The following is an 18,443-nucleotide window of genomic DNA, read 5'->3' as shown; positions in this document are numbered from 1 at the left end:
ATGGCACCACATATTTGGGTGCCATTTTCAGTGTTATTTCCAGTCGATGCAGTATCCTAGGAACCGCTTCGAATCGATGGGATCGAAGCCCAGTTTCTTGCGAAGCTTCTTGCGAAGCTTGCTGATGTGGCTTTCGACCACATTCTCTTCGACGTCCTCGTCGAACACGCCGTAGATGGCGTTGAAGATCTGCGACTTGGAAACCCGACGGCCGCGATTGGCAATCAAGTATTCCAGGATGCGGCGTTCGCGCCGTGGAAGTGCAAACGCCTCGCCTTCGACTTCGGGATCGCGGCCATCGGAGAAAACCCGGATCGCGCCGATGTCGGTGTGATTGGCAACCGCGTTCAGGCGGCGGCGGATAGCCGCTGCCCGTGCCAGAATTTCCCTTGGATGAACCGGCTTGCGCACAACATCGTCGACACCGCAGTCGAAAAGCGCAAGCGTGGATTCCAGGGACGGCTGATCGCTGACAGCGATTACCGGTGCACTGCTGCGTCCACGGATTGCCCGTGGCAAATCATGGATCAGGTCGCCCTGACCAATCAAAAACGCCTCGATTGCAGCAATATCGGCTTCCGCTGCCGAATTCACCCAATCTGTAAATTCTTCCGGATCAAACCCGGTAGAAGGAACGCCTTCGCGCCCAAACAAAGACGTGTAACCGTCTTTCACTATTTCTCGTTCATCAACCACTACGATCATTCGTCCGCCTCCGAATCAATATCGCATCTCAGTGAGAGAGTGATACGAATCGTCAGGAATCTGGGCAACTAGAGGAAGTAACAGGGGCTTGCTAATAATTGATTAACCATGTTGCGCCGATTTGGTACTAGATCTAGTGGAAAAAGGGTGGCCTCCGCATAATGCGCGGTGGAAAATTAATTTTTGAGAAAATGCTCACTTGAAAACGCAGTTTGAACGCATTCTCTCACCGGCAGCCGTAAACAGACATTAGATTTCACTAATTGCTATTTCAGGTTGCGCTCGGACCACAAAAATTCGTCGCGTTCCGCGTCCATTTTCCGAAGTCGGTGGCAACAAGATTGGCGATCACCCGGCACACATAGCGCTGCTGCGCCGGATTGTTGTTGGGACCGGCATGATATCTGGCGACTGCCATCGTCCATGTCTCGTGCTTGTCGTGCAGCCGTTTCAGAAATAGCGCCGCATATTCGACGTTCTTTCTCGGGTCGAGCATGTCCGGAACCGAGGCAAACTCCTCGCCATGGAAGTGGTGATTGATCTGCATGCAGCCGAGATCGATCAGCTTGGCGCCCGTGCTCTTCGCCTGGGTAAAGAGCTGCATTGCCTCCTGCACAGACGACGCGAAATAGGCCTTGCCTTCGATATTCAGCGCATAGGGACTGAGCGATCCCTTGCGTCCGGTTTCTGTCAGCCCCACCGAGTAGAGGATGCCTTCAGGGACGCCGTATTTGCGCGCTGCGGCCTGGATCTGGGCCTCGCAGATGCTGACCTGTTCCGAGGTGATCTTGCCGTTTCCAGCCTGGCCAGTCCCTGGCTGGGCGGTTCGGGCCTGATCGCGCCGCTGCGGCGCGCCGGCGCGCTTCTGCGTCCCCGGCTGCGCGGCGTTGGGCACGTCTGCCTGCTGAGGAGGCTGCTGGGTGGCGTAGAGCTGCCAGGCGCGGGCTTCGAGCGCGCTACAGGTAAATGTCGCCAGTGCCAGTGCTGCCGATGTCAGTTTCAACGACAGTCTCATTGCGCTTCTCCATGTCGTTGCGATTGCTGTCGTTGGAGCGGCCACCCTGAGCCTGTCCCTGCTGGCGGGCTGCCTCGCCGTCACGGGCGAGCTGCTGCTGTGTCTGGGCGCCGCTGCCGCCCTGCTGCTGGTCTGCAGACGAGTTCGAGCTGTCGGTCGACGGCGCCATGCTGACGGTCACCTGGTCGACGTTGAAGCCCTGGGCCCGCAAGGCATCGAGCATCGGCTTGCTGTCGTCGCTGAGCTCGCGATAGGCCATGCTGCTGTGGACGGTAAGATGGATGCTCAGCTGATCTCCCACCAGCCGCATATGCGCGGTCACGGTACCGAGATTGTCGGGCGTCAGCTGGAGCTTGAGCGTATTGACCACGCTGCCGGTGCCGGATGTGCGGGTCGGATCGGTCAGCGCGGAAGACGGCTGCATGGCCGCGGTCCATTCCCTGTTGCTGGAGGCGGCACTCAAAAGATTGCTGGCATTTTCGCCGACGCCAAAGCCGAGATAGCGCCGCGAGTCGAGAACCGTGACGGTTTCGGTGTTGGCTGTGCCTGGAAGGCTGTCCTGCAGGTCGGATCCGCCGTCCGCGCCTGTGACGATCGACAGGCTGACAGCCGCAATCGCATCTCCGGCTTTCTGGAAGCGGTAGGATTTAACGTCTGTCTGGGGTTCTGCCTCGCCCGTATCGAGGAAATCGAACGACGTGGCAGCATCCGTGTCGTCGGACGGCATGCTGGCGTCCGTCTTATCGTTCGACATCCCCGTCTCGGTCACGGAGATCATGGCCGACAGTGCGGCTATATCCGCGGACTGGGCCGGGTTACCGGTCTCGACGCTGGCCGTCAGATTGAGCAGTGCCGCTGTTGAGAGTGCAGCCGTTGAATCTGGCACAGCGGTCGCGAGGGCCGCTCCTTGGCTTTCATCGTCCGGCACGTCTTTCGAAAGCACACCGGCGATCTTCGCCTTTCCATCGTCGGCAGCAACAGTCGTGACGCGTTTGGTTGCAGTAGCAACCAACTGGGTAACGTCGATCTGGCCGCCGGCCTTGTCCGGGCTACGGGTCTGTTTGATGTTGCCTGTTTGGTTGAGGCTGTCACTCTGGTCCTGACCCGGAATCTCTTCCGGCAAGGCTTGTCCGACGAGCTCTTCTTTGACCGCTTCGTCTACAGACAGCGCCGGAACCGGCTGTCCGACCGGGTGCGGCACGTCCACCTGCGGGGCTGCGACTGGAAGCTCGGCTGCAGCCTGGACCAGCGTTGCAACGGATGGAGCAGCGGTATCCGCAGGTTCCGCCGGCTTGAAGTTTGCGGCAAGCGACGTCAGGTCGGTAAGCGTCTTGAAGCGGGAACTGCCGAGCGAAATCTTTCCCGTTCCGGATCCGTCTTCGGCAACCGCCGTGCCGTTCTCTGTCGATTTCCCGGCATCGGCGTCCGCGTCTGTCAGCACCTGGGCAAATTCGCCGGCTTCGCCGTTCTGCGGCGATGCCTTTCCGAAAAGAGTCCCGACCTGCCCGTCTGATACTGCCTTAACCGAAGCGCCTGCTACGTTCGTCATTCATATGCCTCATCGCTGAGCAGGTCGTCGATCTGCTTCAGCTTCATTCTGTTCTGCTCTACATAGGTCTGGAGGCTTGCCTCCATTTCCGGGTTCTCGGTCTTTGCTGCGGGCTTGGCCACAGAGGTGGTCGGTGCCGGCGCCGAAGGAATGGTGGCGGACGCCGTCGCAGCCTGACCCGCTTCGCCCGCGGGCATCACCACCGGCTCTGCCGATACGCTCGAGGTTTCGGGTGCCATCAGGATCTGTTCGACGACCTTTTGCGCCGCTGCACGCAGGTTCCTGTCGCGTTCGGAAAGCGCGCCATCGGGGATCTGCGACAGACTCTTTGCCGCTTCCACAACGTTACTGGACGAAATGCTGGCAAGATCGCCATACAGCTGCCCGATCGCATTGTTCTCCGAACCGGGACTGGGGGAGAGACGTTCCGCGTTCAATGCCGCAAAGCGAGCCAGATCCTTGTTGCCCGCGAGCAAGGCGCGCCTGGATACCCGGAGGTAGAATTCGTGCGCGCGCGGATCGTCCATCATTGAGACGACGTCGGTCCAGCGGCTCCGGTCACCCTTCCCATCATCGTCAGTGGCAAGTTGCACGAACATGTCGATAAACTGGCTGGCATAGGGAGAATAGAGAAAACGACGGACGTATTTCGCCGCCAGATCGAAGCCCCTGCCCGGCTCCGTCGGTAGGATCACGGCAAGCGACCGTCTGAGCGCTGCCTCTTCCAGATTGGTCCCGGGTGCGAGCAGCCGAACCTGATCGAAATAGCCGATCGCCTTGGCGGGGTCGGCATTCGCCGTGATGTTGCCGGCGACGAGCGCCAGATAGGGGCCAACCGGGCTTGTGCCATACTCCTTGACCAACCCCTCGAATGCAGCGACCGCCGTCAGGCCCTGCCCCTGGAAATAGCGACGGAGAACGCGCGCCAACCGGCCATCGAATTCACCGTCGACATCGCGTGCCGCAAGAAAATCCAGCGTCTGCGGATTGCCGCCACTCATGGCGAATACGAAAACCGCATCGACGTTGCGGGGATCCTTGAACACATCAGGTGATGCCGTGCGTAGCCGCTGATCGAGTGTCTTGAGAAGGAAGCGCTGCATTTCGTTGGCGGAATGATCGCCCGCGACGATCGCGTCCTGCAGATATTGCAGGGACCGGATCATCTTGTATGGCTCAAGATCCTCACTGGCCACGGCGTTGCCCGCAGCGGCGAGAAAAACCCCGGCGACCAGTGAGCGCAGCAAGTTATGGCGATCGCGCGAACGCATCATCTCGATTTATCCGTTGCCCAGCAGGATTTCGATACGGCGGTTGGCGCCGCTCATCGGATCATCGACGTTTTGAAGTCGCCGGTCGGCAAATCCAGAGACCTGCTTTACCCTTTCCTCGTTCAAGCCGCCCCGCACGAGCATGTAATAGGCCGCATGCGCGCGGGACATTGACAGGCTCCAATTGTCTCCGGTGCGTCCCTTGAAGGGCCGTCCGTCCGTGTGGCCACGAATGATCACCGACCCTGGACGCGCGGCCAGGAGTTTGCCGATCTTTTCCATGGCGAGCACGAGCTCCTTGCCTGGCAATGCGGATCCGACATTGAACATCGCGGTATTTGCTTCGTCCGAGATCGTGATCAGCGTGCCGCCTTCGGCCGGCTGCACCACGATGCCCTCGGCCAGCTTGCCGGCAATTCCGGCGACCTGCGCCTGAATTTCCTTCTGAAGCTCTTCGGCCTTGTCCTGCCCGGCGGCGTCGAGTTCAGCCTTTGCCTTCTTGACCGATGCATCAGAAGCATCGGGCGCTGAGACGGCATCCGGCTTTACCGATACTGGGACAGTTTCCACCGCGGGCGGCTGGGAAAAGGCGCTCTCCTGCTCGCCCGGCAGACCCGTGTCCGAAGCAAGCTTGGCTTGCGCCGGTGTGTCGAGCTGCTTGCTCCAGAAATCCGGATCGAAAGGATCGCGATAGGCTTCTCCGCCATCCGCACCGGTGGACGGACCGGAATCGCTCGCGCCGCCCTCGCCCTTCGTGCTGACATTGGCCTGTTGGCCTACTTCCTGAGCGATGCTGGCAAGCACGGAATAGGGATTCTGGAACAAAGCTGCTTCGGAAAAGGTCATGTCGTCGCCAGAGGCGGAAATGGACTCGCCATCCATGCCTGCCTTGCCGCCGCCCGTCTTGTCGTTCTCCACGGTGGACTTCTTGTCGGAATCTTCGCCCTTGGCCTGATCCGACGGCTTCTTGATGCCCTTGGATGCGGGCGTGTCGTCAGACAGCGGCACGGGATTGAAATAGCTCGCGAGCGATGCCTTCGTTTCCTCATTGGCGGCGTTGACCAGCCACATGACGAGAAAGAAGGCCATCATGGCGGTCATGAAGTCGGCGAACGCAATCTTCCACGCACCGCCGTGATGGCTGTCGTGATCGCCGCGGTGACGCTTGATGATGATGATTTCGTTTTTGCCGTGATGATGGTTCTCAGCTTCGCTCATGCCAGCACCCTCTCAAGGTCGGCGGCAAAGGCAGAAAGGCGCGTCACGAGAAGCGAATCACCGATCTCGACGCGGATGTCGGTGTCATCTGTGTGGACGAACGACACCGCATCGCCTTTCTCCTCAAGCTGAGCTTTGAGAAGATCGCAGAGGTGCTCCGGTCCGAAGACCGTAATCTGCTCCAGAATTTCCTTGGCGAGCGTCGGTTTCAGCTCCTCGACAAGCTCGTTGATAGCGCCGCGCATCACCTGTTCTTTGAGCAAGGGAGACAGAACGCGGGCCGTCGCCTCGGACAGTTCGGCAGAGAGCCGCGACGCGAGATCCGGAAGAGCCTTCGAGAGATAATCGGCCAACCCGTCCTCGAACTGGAGGCGCTGCTGTTCGATCTCCTGCGCATGCTGTTCCTTCAGCGCCTCGAGCTCTTCGGCATGCTTCGCCGTCAAGGATTGGGTCGCCGCAAGATGACCTTCATCATAGGCTTCGCGACGCTCGGCCTCGAGATCGACTTCTACCGTCTGCGCAAAGCTTTCCAGCGCCGGCATCTCGGCGGGCGACGCAAAGTGAGAGGGCGTTTCTATCGGGGCCGCAAGCAGCGCAGCCTCGGCGCCGAAATCTCTGAGATACCGCGCAAGTGGGGAATTCATCAACGCACTCCATCAACGTCGTTTGCGGAATAAGGCCGCAACGTCTCACGCATCGCCCGTTCTGTGATGCTCCACACCGGCCTCCGGCCCGCGCCCGATCGCCGGGGCGGCGGAGTTCGCCATGGGAATAGATCAGAAATTAGGAAGTTAAACTTGTGCGAGGATGATGCAGTCCTCGTGAACCTGAACGACAAGGTGCGACGACACCAGATACCTGACACCTACGCCGCAAGAGCCGTACCGCAAATGCAATCGGCCGCGCTCGAAAGCGCGGCCGGCATAGTTTCGCTGGTATGTTCAATCTTACTGCTGGAAGAGCGTAAGAATGTTCTCGGAGCTGGAGTTTGCAATCGACAGCGACTGGACGGCCAGCTGCTGCTGCGTCTGCAGAGCAGACAGTCTGGCAGACTCTTCTTCCATGTCGGCGTCGACGAGGCGGCTGATGCCTTCCTCGATCGCATCCGTCAGAGTTCCGGCATAGCTGGTCTGAAGGTCGATACGGGTGGTCAGCGCGCCGAGGGCAGCACCTGCATCCGTAAGGCTGGAGAGAGCCAGTTCGACATTGTCGAGATATTCTGCGAGTTCTGTGTCCGTGGTGGCGGCCGTCAGGGTGATGTCCATGACATCGCCAAGAAGACCGCCCGAACCGACGCCGTCGGCATCGATGGAGCCGAACATGGCGTTGGTTGCAACGTCATAGGATGCCGTCGTGACTTCGACTGTACCGTCGTCGTTGCGGATGAAGCCGTCGACGACCGATTCCGGGTCGGCGCCGGTAGCGGCGACCATCCAGTTTTCACCGCTGAACGAAGCGCCCTGGGCGATCGAGGACAGCTGTTCCTGCAGCTTGGTGATTTCAAGCTGGATCTGTGCCTTGTCGGTCGAGTTTTCGTTCGCGGTGACGATCTTCGACTTGATTTCGTTGACGACGTCGATAGCGCTTTCCATGGCGGCGTAGGCCGTATCGACCTTTGCAGCACCAACTCCCAGAGCGTCGGTCGCAGCCACCAAAGCGTCCTTGTCGGAACCCATCGTGGTCGAGATCGACCAGTAGGCAACGTTGTCGGAGGCCTCGGATACGCGATAGCCCGAGGATACACGGCTCTGCGCCTGCTCCAGGCTATCGTTGATACCCCTCAACGTCTGAAGTGCAGAGTTTGCGGCGTTGTTGGTCAAGATGCTGGTCATTAAAACTGCCCCTTATGGCATTGGATGGGAGGGCATCCCGGGTGTTCCGGTAACGACGATCAGCTTCATGCCTGCCGCGCCCTTGCATTCGGCTCGCCGTTGCGATGGATACAGAAAATCATCTTATGGTTAATGGAGGGTTAAAGCGGGAACAAAAGTTAACGCGTGCTGGAACATTTTCAGCTTTCGCGAACGAAGATTAATGGGCGGTAGGTTTTGCGGGAGCGTGAACGAATGCCTCCACGGTCTGTTCGCAGGATAGAGTTGGAAAGGATCCCATCGTTTCACCGGAGCTGAATCGCGGCTCCAACGCCGCTGCGCGTTCCACCTTCGGACAGCCTGGCGAACATACCTGCAACGGCGTGATTTTGCTGTTGTTTTGAAGTCATTAACCACGCTGGAAGCTGTTTTAGCAATGCCGCCAGATTTAAGACCTTGGCAAGGAATGGCTGCGAAATTGCAGCCTAGATGACGGGCTTGGATCCGGTAAGGAACAAGAGGCATGAAGCCGGACCGTCATTTGCCGGTGACACTACCGAACCCGGTATGTCCTCCTTTTTTGTATAGAGTCCAAGGGGACAATCCATGACTAGCATCAACTTCAATTCTTCTGCTTCGTCCGCTCTTCAGACACTGAGCACCATCAACAAGAGCCTGGAGCAGACGCAGAACAGCGTTTCGACCGGCTACAAGGTGAGCAAGGCTTCGGACAACGTTGCCTACTGGTCGATCTCGACCACGATGAATTCCGACAAGGGCGCCCTCAACGCTGCTTCCGACGCTCTGGGCGTTGGCGCTGCCAAGGTTGATACCGCCTATGCCGCCATGGAAAGCGCCATCGACGTCGTCAACGAAATCAAGGCGAAGCTTGTTACCGCTTCGGAAAGCTCGACCGACAAGGCTCAGATCCAGCTCGAAGTCGGCAAGCTGAAAGAACAGCTGTCCTCGATCGCCGAAGGCGCTTCGTTCAGCGGTGAAAACTGGATCGTCAAGGGCGACCAGGACTCTGCCAGCGTTGTCGACGGCTTCGTTCGCGACGCAGACGGCGCTGTCAAGGTCACGACGGCAACCTACGACATCGAAACCAACGCACTGTTTGACTCGGTCACAGCCGGCGTCGGCAGCGGCGGTATCCTCGGCGATCTGATGGCGACTGCCGATCTCACGGACTCGACGAGCGACACGGACATCGCAACCTACCTCTCAACTGTTGAAACGGCTCTTTCCAGCATGACGATCGCTGGCGGCGCACTTGGTGCTCTGACCACCCGTATCGACCTGCAGTCGGACTATTCCGGCCAGCTGTCTGACGCGATCGAAGAAGGCGTAAGCCGCTTGGTCGACGCCGACATGGAAGAAGAATCTGCCAAGCTGTCTGCCCTGCAGACCCAGCAGCAGCTCGCCATCCAGTCGCTGTCGATTGCCAACTCCTCTTCGCAGAACGTGCTCTCGCTGTTCCAGTAAGAAGACCAACCTTTACCTTCTGGTTTGTTCAAGAAAAGCCCCGGGTCATCCCCGGGGCTTTTTCCGTACCTTCGATCGGATCATGGTAAAGAAAGATATTTTTTCTCGTCAAAGATCGTCAGCCTTCGGACTTCATTAACGTTAATGCTGTTATCTAAGCTCATCTAAGCGGCGGGCCGGAATGAGTGAGTATTTTCCGACTGGCATGATGCACTCAGGCCGCTTTCCGGTGCTTCCGGAATGTCCCCTCCTTTTTGTTTTGCCTAGGGGTTTAGTAACATGACGAGTATCCTTACCAACACTGCAGCGAATTCTGCACTTCAGACGCTCAGCAACATCAACAAGGGCCTGGAAGACACTCAGGACCGCGTTTCTTCCGGCTACAAGGTCAGCAAAGCATCGGACAACGTTGCTTACTGGTCGATCTCCACCACAATGAATTCCGACCAGAAGGCCCTCAACTCCGCTACCGACGCGCTTGGCGTTGGCGCTGCGAAGGTCGACACGGCCTATGCCGCGATGGAAAGCGCCATCGACGTCGTCAACGAGATCAAGGCCAAGCTGGTTACGGCAACGGAAACCTCGACCGACAAGGAACAGATCCAGCTCGAAATCGACAAGCTGCAGGAACAGCTGTCGTCGATCGCGCAGGGCGCTTCCTTCAGCGGCGAGAACTGGATGGTCACTGGCGACCAGACAGACGGCGGTACGGTCGTAGACGGCTTCATCCGCAGCGATGACGGTACAGTCAAGGTCACGTCCGCCTCCTACGACATCCCGACCTATGCTCTGTTCGATGACGTGTCAGGCGGCGTCGGCACCGGCGGCGTCCTCAACGACACCATGGACATCGATCTCGCCACGATCACTGACGAAACCGACATCGCAGCGATGCTCGACACTGTGGAAACTGCTCTTGCGAGCATGACCATCGGCGGCGCCGCTCTCGGTGCTCTGACTACCCGTATCGATCTCCAGACGGACTATTCCAACCAGCTTTCGGACGCCATCGATGAGGGCATCAGCCGTCTCGTAGACGCTGACATGGAAGAAGAGTCTGCCAAGCTGTCTGCCCTGCAGACGCAGCAGCAGCTCGCTGTCCAGTCGCTGTCGATCGCGAATTCCAGCTCGGAAAACATCCTCACGCTCTTCCAGTAAGACGCGTTTGGTCCAACATACGAAAGAAAGGCCGCGCTCAATGCGCGGCCTTTTTTCGTCACGTTGTCCGGGAATAAAACTTCGCCTTGAAGAAGGCGCCGTGCCTTACGAGAACGATCTGACCAGCGAGCCGACGAGAAGGTTCCAGCCGTCGATAAGGACGAAGAAAAGGATCTTGAACGGCAGCGAGATCGAGGTTGGCGGCAGCATCATCATGCCCATCGCCATCGTGATGCTGGCAACGATCATGTCGATGACAAGGAACGGCAGGACGATGAGAAAGCCGATTTCGAAGCCGCGGCGGATTTCCGACAGCATGAATGCCGGGATCAGCACGCGGTAGTCCGTCTGCGCGCCGAGCGTGACCGTCTGGCCGCGTTCCCGGGCGATGTCGACGAACAGCGCCACATCCTTGTCGCGGACGTTGGCAATCATGAATTCGCGGAACGGCTGCGCGATGCGCTGTATCGCTTCGGCCTCGTTGATCTGGTTCTGCAAAAGCGGCTGTGCGCCATCCTGCCATGCACGGTCCATTGTCGGCGCCATGACGTAGAAGGTCATGAACAACGCCATGCTGGTGAGGATCATGTTGGACGGTGTGGTCGAAAGGCCCATGCCGGACCGCAGGATCGAGAACGCGATAATGAAGCGCGGGAAGCTCGTCACCATGATCAGGATGCCGGGCGCGATGGATAGAACCGTCAGCAGGCCGAAGGTGCGGATGATCCAGGCGGAAACCGAGCCGTCGACCGGCAGGTTCAGCATGTCCAGGGCAGACTGTTGCGCATTCGCCGCGTCGGGTAACGCAGCGAAGAGAGCAAGAACGGCTAAAAAACGAATCATTCGATGATGAAAGTCCTGAACACCAGATCAGCAACCTTGCCCTGAGACCTCAGCTTGGCGCGTTCCTTCAGGTCATCTCGGAGATAACCGAAGCCGCGTGGCCCCTGAATTTGCTGCAGCGACAAGGTCCGCATATAGGCGAGTATATCTTCCTGAATGGAAGCCGCCACCGCTTCATCGATGTTTTCACCGAATATTAACGAAACCTCGAGGCGGACCATGCTGTCCGAAGGATAGGCGAGGTTGGCAATGATAGGTTCCAGCGGCCGGACGTGGCTCGCACCGGCAGCGGCGCCGTGTTCCCCTCCCCCGGCAGGGGCCGCGGCTGCGCCATGACCGGCGGCAGGTGCCTCCTCCACGACCGGCGACGGGACGATCATCTTGCCGACAACCCAGCCTCCGCCCACGCCGACGACCGTCAGTCCCAGTACGGCCGCCGCAGTCATCACCAGGGAAGACTTTTTCTTCGCTGGTTGATCCGCCGTGAGGCTGGCGTCGGTCATGGTGGCTAAACTCCGCTAGTAGTGAGGGACATCGAATCGCGCCCGGTCAGATCGGCGAGAAGATGTCGCTGATCTGCTGGCCGACCGGCGGCTGCTGGACTTCCATCAGGCGACCGCGGCCGCCGTAGGAGATGCGTGCTTCGGCAATCTTCTCATAGGATATCGTGTTCTCGGCATTCACGTCCTGAGGGCGCACGATGCCGGCAACGTTGAGGATGCGGATCTCATGGTTGACGCGCACTTCCTGCGAGCCGCTGATGATGAGATTTCCGTTTTCGAGAACGCCGGTGACGACCGCGGCCACGAGAAGTGTGAGCTTCTCGGCGCGGCTGATGGAGCCCTTGCCGTTCGACTGGCTATCGGAATCAAAGCCCGCCGTCGAATCTGCCTCCGGCTTCCAGCCAAGAATTTCCGCGGCGGCCTGCCAGTTGGTGGTCTTGGAATTCTTGCGGCTGCGATCCGTCTCGTTGTCAAAGCTCGCCTTGTCGTTCATCGAGATATTGACCGTCAGGATGTCGCCCACGTTCAGCGCGCGGGCATCCTTGAACAGGGCGCCCTGGCTGTCGCTCCACAGCGAGAAGCCGCTCGCCATGTGGCGCGGCTGCTTCGGATACATCGACATCTGCTGCGTCTGGCCATATTGCAGGCCGCTGCCGATCGGGCTCATGGCCGGCGCATTGCCGATTTCCTTGATGGTCGTCATCTGCCCGTTCTGACATCCGGCGATCAGCGATGTCATCGCAAGAAGAGCCGTGAGTTGCTTTTTCATGACGGGTCCTTGGAGGTATTGGGGTCTGCGGCGCTCGCCATGATCATTGCGACCATGGCAGCCTTCTGGGCGTCCATTTCGGCAAGGATCAGTCCCGATTGCCGCGGTGGCAGCTGCATGATGATGGCGGCTGCAATGTTGATGTTCATCTGGTCGAACTGCGGCGCGACTTCGTCAGCCTTTGCCGTCTTGTAGATTTCGACCAGACTGGCCTTGGCGCTGGCCAGGAACGCGTTGCGTTTCTTCAGCCAGTCCTGATATTCGGCGCGCCGATTTTCGAGCTCGGTGATGCGCGTGTTGATGTCGCCCTGCAGCTTTTCCAGTTCCTGCTTCTGCAGGAGATAACGCTGGTCGCGGGCCGAATCGACGATGTTGCCGCAGAACTGCTGGACTTCCTGCTGGCTGCCTCCGGCTTCCTGCGCGGCGCCAAGAAGTTGCGGCTGCTGCTGCGCGCGGGCGCCCGGTAGGAGGCAGAGCGAGAGAGCGGCGGCGATCAGATAGACCGAGCTGCGAGTGGCGAGAACCGGGAACCTGCCTGAAACTGTGTTGGTCATTGCAGAACGAGCTCCGCTTGCAGGGCTCCGGCAGACTTTATCGCCTGGAGGATCGAGATGATGCCGTCCGGCTTGACGCCGATATTGTTCAGGCCGGCGACCAACGTCTTCAGATCAGGTCCGTCGATGACGGCAATCGGTCCGCCGGTCTTTTCGGCCATGATATCGGTCTGCGGCTGCACCGCCGTTTCGCCCCTTGAGAACGGTTCGGGCTGGATGACCTGCGGCGTCTCCGTGACCTGAACAGTCAACGTGCCGTAGCTGACCGCAACCCGGGCGACCCGGACATCGGCGCCGATGACGATCGTACCGGTGCGCTCGTTGATCACCACGCGTGCGGGGGCGTCGGTCTGGACCACGAGATTTTCGATGTCGCCCATCAGGCGGGTCAGGTCGGCTGAGCGCGGTTTCTGGACAACCACTTCCTGGCTGTCGCGCGCTTCGGCGATCGGATCGCCAAAGGTGCGGCGGGCATAGGCGTTGACGACATCGGCGATACGAACCGATGTCGAGAAATCCGGGTTGCGAAGCTGCAGCACCAGATTGACCGAATCCTTGAACTTGGACGGAAGCTCGCGCTCGATGATCGCTCCCGACGGCACACGACCGGCTGTGGTGACGCCTTCGGTCAGTGTCGCAGCAGCACCCTGTGCATTGAAGCCGGAGACGATCACCGACCCTTGCGCGACGGCATAGATCTGTCCGTCGGCGCCGGTGAGCGATGTCATGATCAGCGTGCCGCCGCGCAACGAGGTGGCGTCGCCGAGCGAGCTGACATTGACGTCGATGCGGCTGCCGGGGCTTGCAAACGAGGGAAGGTTGGCGGTGACCATGACTGCGGCGATGTTCTTGGCGCTGGACTGACCGCCCTGCGTCGAGATGCCGAGGTTCTGCAGCATGGCGCGCAGCGACTGATCGGTGAACGGAGACGAACGCAGGCTGTCGCCGGTTCCCTGCAGACCCACGACCAGGCCATAGCCGATCAACTGGTTCTCGCGACCGGACTGCAGCGAAGCGATATCCTTGATGCGGGACGACGTGGCCGTGGCATCGGTGACGGGCAGCATCGTGATGACCGCGATCGCCGCAATCATCAGTTTCCGGACCATACTCATTTCTGAACCACCTCGACGCTGCCGTCCGCCATCACCGTGCCGTTGACCATGACGCCCGTATCGAGGTTCCTGACCTTGATGACCTCGCCTGTCATCGCATCGTCCATGGGCGCGCCGCGGGCAGCGATGACCATGCGCTGCGACGAGAAGGTAAGCCTAACACTTGTGCCGCGCTTGACCGTGAAAGGATCGCGGAGAACGTTCAAAGGAATGGTGCGGCCGGCAAGCAGCGTCTTGCGCGTGACCTTGCCGACCACCTGATCCAGCGAACTGGCATAGCCCGGCGCGATATTCGGATTGGTGACGGCTACCTCGCTGACGAACGCTTCGCCGATCGTATCGCCCGGATAGATCGTGGTGCTGGGCACGACGGCATTGCGCGGCTCCGCGAATGCCGCCCCCGGCAGGATGAGCGCGCTCAAAAGCGCCCCGGCCAGCCAGGTCTTCATTCCGGTTTTCCAGCTGCTTGCCCGACCGGTTTTCCGGACGTTCTCTTGCCAAAGCATCATGCTCGGTCCGCCTTCTATCTTCCGCTACTTGAGGTTCTGGCTGACGATCTGCGCCATCTCGTCGGCGGTGGTGATCACCTTCGAGTTCATTTCATACGCACGCTGAGCGGAGATCAGATCGGTGATCTCCTTGACTGAATCGACGTTGGAGTTCTCGAGATAGCCCTGCTTGAGGTAGCCGAAGCCAGTCTCCTGCGGGTTGGCGACGACCGGCTGCCCGGATGCCGCCGTTTCAGAAAACAGGTTGTCGCCCAAAGGCTTCAGACCAGCATCGTTGACGAAGTTGGTCAGAGTGATCTGGCCGAGTTCCGTCGGGGTCGTCGATGTCCCGATCGTCGCATTGACGATCCCGTCTTCGCTGACGCTGACCGACGTCGCGTCAGTCGGAATGGTGATTTGCGGGATGACACCGTAACCGTCGGCAGTCACCAGTCTTCCGTTGGCATCCTTGTTGAAGGACCCGGCGCGGGTGTAGAGGGTCTCACCGTTGGTGCCTTCGACCATGAACCAACCACGCCCGACGATCGCCATGTCAAGATCGTTGCTCGTCTGGGTGATTTCGCCCTGGATGTGGAGCTTGCGGACGGACTGCGTCTGAACACCGAGACCGATATTGGCACCTTCCGGCACAGCGGACTGATCGGCGCGGTTGGCGACGCCCGAAGCGCGCTCGGTCTGATAGAGAAGGTCGGTAAACTCGGCACGCGACCGCTTGAAGCCGGTCGTGTTGATGTTGGCGATGTTGTTTGCGATGACTTCGAGATTGGTCTGCTGCGCATCCATGCCGGTGGCGGCAATTGCTAGTGCTCTCATGGTCTCTGCTCCAGTCTCTAGATCTGCATCTTGGTGATGTCGAGGTAGGCGGACACGATCTTGTCGCGGAACGCCGTCGCAGTCTTCAGCGCCTGTTCGGCCTGGAGAACGGCATCGACCACTTCACGCGTGTTCGCCTTGCCCTGGATGCCGGCAAACGATGCAGTTTCACCGCCCTTGACGGCGTTGATCGCGTCTGTTGCCATGCTGCCCAGGACATCACCGAAGCCCGGTCCTGCAACGGCCGTCGTTGCCGCGTTGACCGCGGTGCCGAGAACATTTGCTGCCGTATTGTCGCCGGAGACGCCGTCGGTCTGCTTTGTGAACAGGCCGAGGCCCTCAATAGGATTGATCATCTTTAACCTTTCAAGAGATCGATGGTCGCCGAGATCAGATCACGGGACTGGCGAATGCTCTGGAGATTTGCCTCGTAGCTGCGGTTTGCTTCACGCAGGTCTGCCATTTCGATCAGCATGTTGACGTTCGGCATCTTGACGACGCCGTTTGCGTCCGCTGCCGGATTGCTGGGGTCGAGTTCTTCAACGAAGTCACCCTTGTCGACACCGATCTTCTGGACGCCGACGGTCCTGACCCCTGTTGCCCGGTCGAGTTCGGCGCCGAACGTCACCGTCTTGCGGCGATAGGGATCGGCACCCGGCGTATCGCCGGTGGTGCGGGCGTTGGCGATGTTTTCCGACACGATGCGGAGTCTGGTCGCTTCCGCTTCCATGCCGCTGCCAGAAATCTTGAGGGCTGCTGATAAAGGATCCATTGGGCTCACTTGCCGACTGCGGTCAACATCATGTTGTGGAACGCCTTCACCAGCTGCGTATTCAGCTCGTACTGGCGCTTGATCTCCCCGCTCTTGGAGAGTTCGCTGGCAACAGCAACCGTGTTGCCCGACTCCTGGTTGCCGATCTCGTTGTTGAGATCTTCGTCCCTGACGTCGACATTGTCCGAGCCAAGGCCGACGCTGGCGAAATGGGCCGAATTGGTGCGCGCCATCGGGATGTTCGAGGCGTCGAGTACCGATTGGAACGGCGTCACGTCCTGTGCCCGGTATTGTGGTGTATTCGCGTTGGCGATGTTGGTGCTGACGACTTGTTGCCGGATCGACAGCCACTCCGCCTGCCTGGAGGCAAGCTCAAACAATTGGATCTGTTGCATCACGTCTTCTCCGTCTTCTCGACAAAGGAGTAAGATTAGAAACTTGCGTGGGACTTGTGCTGATGCCCGCAGACCCGCGGCGAACCCGGCATCCAAGATGAATCCTGCGTGGGTGCGGACCCGTTGCACGAGGTTTTGCGGGTCGACCGTTGAGGCCTAATTAACTTTCTGTTAAACATAAGCTTACAAATTGCTGCAAAAGCGATGGGCCTGCGTCTTCGACCAGGCGGGCATGAAGCCATTCGATCGCAGCCAGATGTTTTGGCAAAATCCCTTAGTTTTCAAGGATCATGCCTGATGTCCGACGCTATCTCCGTCAGCTATATCCAGAGTGCGTTGCAGACTCTGCTGTTCACCAGTGATTCGCTGGAAGAGGCACAGAAGCGTACCTCCAGCGGCTACAAGATCAATTCCCCGGCGGATAATGCGAGCTACTGGTCGGTCGCAAATTCGATGACGTCGGACACGAAAATTCTGAGCAGCGTGAACGATGCGCTGGGTCTTGGCGCCGCAAAGGTCGATGCCGCCTATTCCGCTGTCGAATCGTCGATCGATATTGCCGACCAGATCGTGGCCAACCTGACCACCGCCAAGGAAGACGGTGTCGACCAGAGCGCCGTCAACGCCACAATCAGCGATCTCAAGGCCAGCCTCTCGTCACTGATCAAATCCGCATCGTTCGGGAGTGACAACTGGCTTTACAACTCGTCGGAGGCCGACGCTGGCGCGAAGACCGTTCCGGCCTATTTCCAGCGCAGTGTGTCGGGTTCAGTATCGCTGTCCTACGCGACATTCGATGCAACAAATTCCACGCTGATCGATACCGGCGATGCAAACCGCGGGCTTCTTACGAGCTCGATCGATCCGAGTACTCTTGCCTCGAACGGAACCGGCTCGGGCAAACAGTATTATCTGCTGGACGCAGGGTCGGAGATCGCCACGGATGGTTCCCCGATCGAACTGACCGACGAGACGACGTCCGAAGACATCGACGACATGATCAACGTCATGAACTACATTCAGCAGAAGCTGACGACGCTCGGTTCAACGCTTGGGACGATGTCGAACCGGATCGATACCCAGTCGAGCTTCGTTTCGAGCCTGGCGGACGTGTTTGACAAGAGCATCTCGCACCTCATCGATGCGGACATGGAGGCGGAGTCGACCAAGGTCAGCGCCTATCAGGCCCAGCAGGAGCTTTCGTCCCAAATCCTCGGCATGGCCAATACCCATCTGCAGAGCCTCGCGACCCTCTTTAGGTAGGGCGGCCCTCTTCAGCGCCACGGCTCTGAAATTATCGCAATAAAAAGCCTAGGACGCCGGTGAACTGACCCCATCAAAGCTGGATACAGCTTTGATGGGCAGCGTACGGACGTGCCGAAGCTTTTTGTTGTGCTGCCAGTTTCTTACTGGGCGCTTTCGTACATTTCTCCGGTGGAGGTGACGATCACCCATTTGCCGTTCTTCTGGGTAAGCGCGGCCAGGCGGCTGTTGTCCGGCAGGACCGAACCCGTCTGAACAATGTACATTCCCCGATCGTCCTCGATCATCGCGCGTCCGTTGGCGACGTGAAGAAGACGGAAGCTGGAGCGTCCAGGGAACGGCTGCTGAGTGCCCGTGTCCTCGCCTTTCGCATCGGCCGCGCCCGCCTTGGGAACTGTTGCCGTTACAAGCAGGTCGGTCGGGTCCTCGGGCGGTTTGCGGGCCACCGACATCGGCGGCACTTCGACCACGTCGCGCTGACGGAAGCTGCGCAGGTCGCGCAGTTGCTCCCAACCCGAAACGTTGACGCCGAACTTATCTTCGTTGAGGAAGACGTACCACGGGAACATGGCGGCGGCGACGGCGAGCAACAACGTGCCGCCCTTCAGCGTGATGTCTGCCGCCGTGGTCTTTTCGTCCGACTTCTTCTTGAAGCGTTTTGCCAGTTTCTGCCGTTGCGTGAATTTCATCCCCAA

Annotated in this window: 21 protein-coding genes; 3 read left to right on the top strand and 18 right to left on the bottom strand. The window is 59.2% G+C overall.

The window, feature by feature from the left end; translation table 11 throughout:
* Positions 1–33: 33 nt before the first annotated feature.
* The 7 genes from G6K99_RS02660 to G6K99_RS02630 all read right to left on the bottom strand — a co-directional run bounded on the left by G6K99_RS02660 (position 34) and on the right by G6K99_RS02630 (position 7,590).
* Positions 34–705 carry a response regulator transcription factor gene (locus G6K99_RS02660; RefSeq protein WP_062453796.1) on the bottom strand — a complete coding sequence of 224 codons (672 nt, stop codon included), beginning with the start codon at positions 703–705 and terminating at the stop codon, positions 34–36.
* 271 nt (positions 706–976) lie between these two features.
* On the bottom strand, positions 977–1,492 hold the full coding sequence (locus G6K99_RS02655) for a transglycosylase SLT domain-containing protein (protein ID WP_062454870.1): 516 nt from the start codon (positions 1,490–1,492) through the stop codon (positions 977–979).
* A 169-nt stretch (positions 1,493–1,661) separates the two neighbouring features.
* The gene (locus tag G6K99_RS02650; protein ID WP_174195625.1) at positions 1,662–3,269 is read right to left on the bottom strand and encodes a flagellar hook-length control protein FliK; all 1,608 of its coding nucleotides are present in this window, start codon (positions 3,267–3,269) and stop codon (positions 1,662–1,664) included.
* Positions 3,266–4,543: a chemotaxis protein gene (locus G6K99_RS02645; protein WP_174195624.1), complete on the bottom strand. Its 1,278-nt coding sequence runs from the start codon at positions 4,541–4,543 to the stop codon at positions 3,266–3,268. The genes G6K99_RS02650 and G6K99_RS02645 overlap by 4 nt, the downstream gene beginning before the upstream one ends.
* A gap of 6 nt (positions 4,544–4,549) precedes the next feature.
* A complete protein-coding gene (locus tag G6K99_RS02640) occupies positions 4,550–5,758 on the bottom strand; it encodes a MotB family protein (protein WP_174195623.1) in 1,209 nt (402 codons plus the stop codon).
* Positions 5,755–6,402: a hypothetical protein gene (locus G6K99_RS02635; protein WP_174195622.1), complete on the bottom strand. Its 648-nt coding sequence runs from the start codon at positions 6,400–6,402 to the stop codon at positions 5,755–5,757. Before G6K99_RS02635 ends, G6K99_RS02640 begins: the two co-directional genes overlap by 4 nt.
* Positions 6,403–6,705: 303 nt before the next feature.
* Positions 6,706–7,590 (bottom strand): flagellin, encoded by an 885-nt coding sequence (locus G6K99_RS02630; RefSeq protein ID WP_092661188.1) that lies wholly within the window; start codon positions 7,588–7,590, stop codon positions 6,706–6,708.
* 585 nt (positions 7,591–8,175) lie between these two features.
* Between G6K99_RS02630 and G6K99_RS02625 the strand changes: the two genes are divergently transcribed.
* Together G6K99_RS02625 and G6K99_RS02620 are read left to right on the top strand one after the other, a co-directional pair.
* On the top strand, positions 8,176–9,054 hold the full coding sequence (locus G6K99_RS02625; RefSeq protein ID WP_113109495.1) for a flagellin: 879 nt from the start codon (positions 8,176–8,178) through the stop codon (positions 9,052–9,054).
* A gap of 279 nt (positions 9,055–9,333) precedes the next feature.
* Positions 9,334–10,212 carry a flagellin gene (locus G6K99_RS02620; protein ID WP_092661184.1) on the top strand — a complete coding sequence of 293 codons (879 nt, stop codon included), beginning with the start codon at positions 9,334–9,336 and terminating at the stop codon, positions 10,210–10,212.
* 105 nt (positions 10,213–10,317) lie between these two features.
* On the opposite strand, the gene fliP is transcribed toward G6K99_RS02620, so the two are convergent.
* The 10 genes from fliP to flgB all read right to left on the bottom strand — a co-directional run bounded on the left by fliP (position 10,318) and on the right by flgB (position 16,485).
* A complete protein-coding gene (gene fliP / locus G6K99_RS02615) occupies positions 10,318–11,055 on the bottom strand; it encodes a flagellar type III secretion system pore protein FliP (protein WP_062453804.1) in 738 nt (245 codons plus the stop codon).
* Positions 11,052–11,558: a flagellar basal body-associated FliL family protein gene (locus G6K99_RS02610; RefSeq protein WP_092661182.1), complete on the bottom strand. Its 507-nt coding sequence runs from the start codon at positions 11,556–11,558 to the stop codon at positions 11,052–11,054. Before G6K99_RS02610 ends, fliP begins: the two co-directional genes overlap by 4 nt.
* Positions 11,559–11,604: 46 nt before the next feature.
* Positions 11,605–12,327 (bottom strand): flagellar basal body L-ring protein FlgH, encoded by a 723-nt coding sequence (gene flgH / locus G6K99_RS02605; protein ID WP_062453806.1) that lies wholly within the window; start codon positions 12,325–12,327, stop codon positions 11,605–11,607.
* Positions 12,324–12,881, bottom strand: a complete 558-nt coding sequence (locus G6K99_RS02600) for a MotE family protein (RefSeq protein WP_062579097.1) — start codon at positions 12,879–12,881, stop codon at positions 12,324–12,326. Before G6K99_RS02600 ends, flgH begins: the two co-directional genes overlap by 4 nt.
* Positions 12,878–13,975: a flagellar basal body P-ring protein FlgI gene (locus G6K99_RS02595; protein ID WP_371816134.1), complete on the bottom strand. Its 1,098-nt coding sequence runs from the start codon at positions 13,973–13,975 to the stop codon at positions 12,878–12,880. The genes G6K99_RS02600 and G6K99_RS02595 overlap by 4 nt, the downstream gene beginning before the upstream one ends.
* 17 nt (positions 13,976–13,992) lie before the next feature.
* A complete protein-coding gene (gene flgA, locus G6K99_RS02590) occupies positions 13,993–14,445 on the bottom strand; it encodes a flagellar basal body P-ring formation chaperone FlgA (RefSeq protein ID WP_244473995.1) in 453 nt (150 codons plus the stop codon).
* Positions 14,446–14,529: 84 nt separating this feature from the next.
* Positions 14,530–15,318, bottom strand: a complete 789-nt coding sequence (gene flgG, locus G6K99_RS02585; RefSeq protein ID WP_062453809.1) for a flagellar basal-body rod protein FlgG — start codon at positions 15,316–15,318, stop codon at positions 14,530–14,532.
* Between the two features lie 17 nt (positions 15,319–15,335).
* Positions 15,336–15,674 carry a flagellar hook-basal body complex protein FliE gene (locus G6K99_RS23370; RefSeq protein WP_062453810.1) on the bottom strand — a complete coding sequence of 113 codons (339 nt, stop codon included), beginning with the start codon at positions 15,672–15,674 and terminating at the stop codon, positions 15,336–15,338.
* Positions 15,675–15,676: 2 nt separating this feature from the next.
* Entirely contained in the window at positions 15,677–16,090 is a 414-nt protein-coding gene (gene flgC, locus G6K99_RS02575) for a flagellar basal body rod protein FlgC (protein ID WP_062453811.1), read from the bottom strand.
* A 5-nt stretch (positions 16,091–16,095) separates the two neighbouring features.
* The gene (flgB, locus tag G6K99_RS02570; RefSeq protein ID WP_062453812.1) at positions 16,096–16,485 is read right to left on the bottom strand and encodes a flagellar basal body rod protein FlgB; all 390 of its coding nucleotides are present in this window, start codon (positions 16,483–16,485) and stop codon (positions 16,096–16,098) included.
* A 297-nt stretch (positions 16,486–16,782) separates the two neighbouring features.
* Between flgB and G6K99_RS02565 the strand changes: the two genes are divergently transcribed.
* Positions 16,783–17,748, top strand: a complete 966-nt coding sequence (locus tag G6K99_RS02565) for a flagellin (RefSeq protein WP_062579095.1) — start codon at positions 16,783–16,785, stop codon at positions 17,746–17,748.
* A gap of 143 nt (positions 17,749–17,891) precedes the next feature.
* Here G6K99_RS02565 and G6K99_RS02560 read toward each other — a convergent pair whose 3' ends face one another.
* Positions 17,892–18,437: a flagellar protein gene (locus tag G6K99_RS02560; protein ID WP_174195621.1), complete on the bottom strand. Its 546-nt coding sequence runs from the start codon at positions 18,435–18,437 to the stop codon at positions 17,892–17,894.
* Positions 18,438–18,443: the final 6 nt, after the last annotated feature.

Origin of the sequence: Neorhizobium sp. AL 9.2.2, assembly GCF_013317225.1 — a bacterium.
In the GTDB taxonomy this organism is placed as follows: Bacteria; Pseudomonadota; Alphaproteobacteria; order Rhizobiales; family Rhizobiaceae; genus Neorhizobium; species Neorhizobium soli.
Note: the sequence above shows the minus strand (reverse complement) of the source record. Positions and strands in the feature narration are given on the sequence as shown.

Coding starts and splice junctions, on each gene's coding strand:
- G6K99_RS23370 (WP_062453810.1), bottom strand. CDS start 15,674: ATGATCAATCCTATTGAGGGCCTCGGCCTGTTCACAAAGCAGACCGAC.
- G6K99_RS02650 (WP_174195625.1), bottom strand. CDS start 3,269: ATGACGAACGTAGCAGGCGCTTCGGTTAAGGCAGTATCAGACGGGCAG.
- G6K99_RS02560 (WP_174195621.1), bottom strand. CDS start 18,437: ATGAAATTCACGCAACGGCAGAAACTGGCAAAACGCTTCAAGAAGAAG.
- G6K99_RS02630 (WP_092661188.1), bottom strand. CDS start 7,590: ATGACCAGCATCTTGACCAACAACGCCGCAAACTCTGCACTTCAGACG.
- G6K99_RS02620 (WP_092661184.1), top strand. CDS start 9,334: ATGACGAGTATCCTTACCAACACTGCAGCGAATTCTGCACTTCAGACG.
- G6K99_RS02635 (WP_174195622.1), bottom strand. CDS start 6,402: ATGAATTCCCCACTTGCGCGGTATCTCAGAGATTTCGGCGCCGAGGCT.
- G6K99_RS02600 (WP_062579097.1), bottom strand. CDS start 12,881: ATGACCAACACAGTTTCAGGCAGGTTCCCGGTTCTCGCCACTCGCAGC.
- flgA (WP_244473995.1), bottom strand. CDS start 14,445: ATGAAGACCTGGCTGGCCGGGGCGCTTTTGAGCGCGCTCATCCTGCCG.
- G6K99_RS02595 (WP_371816134.1), bottom strand. CDS start 13,975: ATGATTGCGGCGATCGCGGTCATCACGATGCTGCCCGTCACCGATGCC.
- fliP (WP_062453804.1), bottom strand. CDS start 11,055: ATGATTCGTTTTTTAGCCGTTCTTGCTCTCTTCGCTGCGTTACCCGAC.
- flgH (WP_062453806.1), bottom strand. CDS start 12,327: ATGAAAAAGCAACTCACGGCTCTTCTTGCGATGACATCGCTGATCGCC.
- G6K99_RS02610 (WP_092661182.1), bottom strand. CDS start 11,558: ATGACCGACGCCAGCCTCACGGCGGATCAACCAGCGAAGAAAAAGTCT.
- G6K99_RS02565 (WP_062579095.1), top strand. CDS start 16,783: ATGTCCGACGCTATCTCCGTCAGCTATATCCAGAGTGCGTTGCAGACT.
- G6K99_RS02640 (WP_174195623.1), bottom strand. CDS start 5,758: ATGAGCGAAGCTGAGAACCATCATCACGGCAAAAACGAAATCATCATC.
- G6K99_RS02660 (WP_062453796.1), bottom strand. CDS start 705: ATGATCGTAGTGGTTGATGAACGAGAAATAGTGAAAGACGGTTACACG.
- G6K99_RS02625 (WP_113109495.1), top strand. CDS start 8,176: ATGACTAGCATCAACTTCAATTCTTCTGCTTCGTCCGCTCTTCAGACA.
- flgG (WP_062453809.1), bottom strand. CDS start 15,318: ATGAGAGCACTAGCAATTGCCGCCACCGGCATGGATGCGCAGCAGACC.
- G6K99_RS02645 (WP_174195624.1), bottom strand. CDS start 4,543: ATGATGCGTTCGCGCGATCGCCATAACTTGCTGCGCTCACTGGTCGCC.
- flgC (WP_062453811.1), bottom strand. CDS start 16,090: ATGGATCCTTTATCAGCAGCCCTCAAGATTTCTGGCAGCGGCATGGAA.
- flgB (WP_062453812.1), bottom strand. CDS start 16,485: ATGCAACAGATCCAATTGTTTGAGCTTGCCTCCAGGCAGGCGGAGTGG.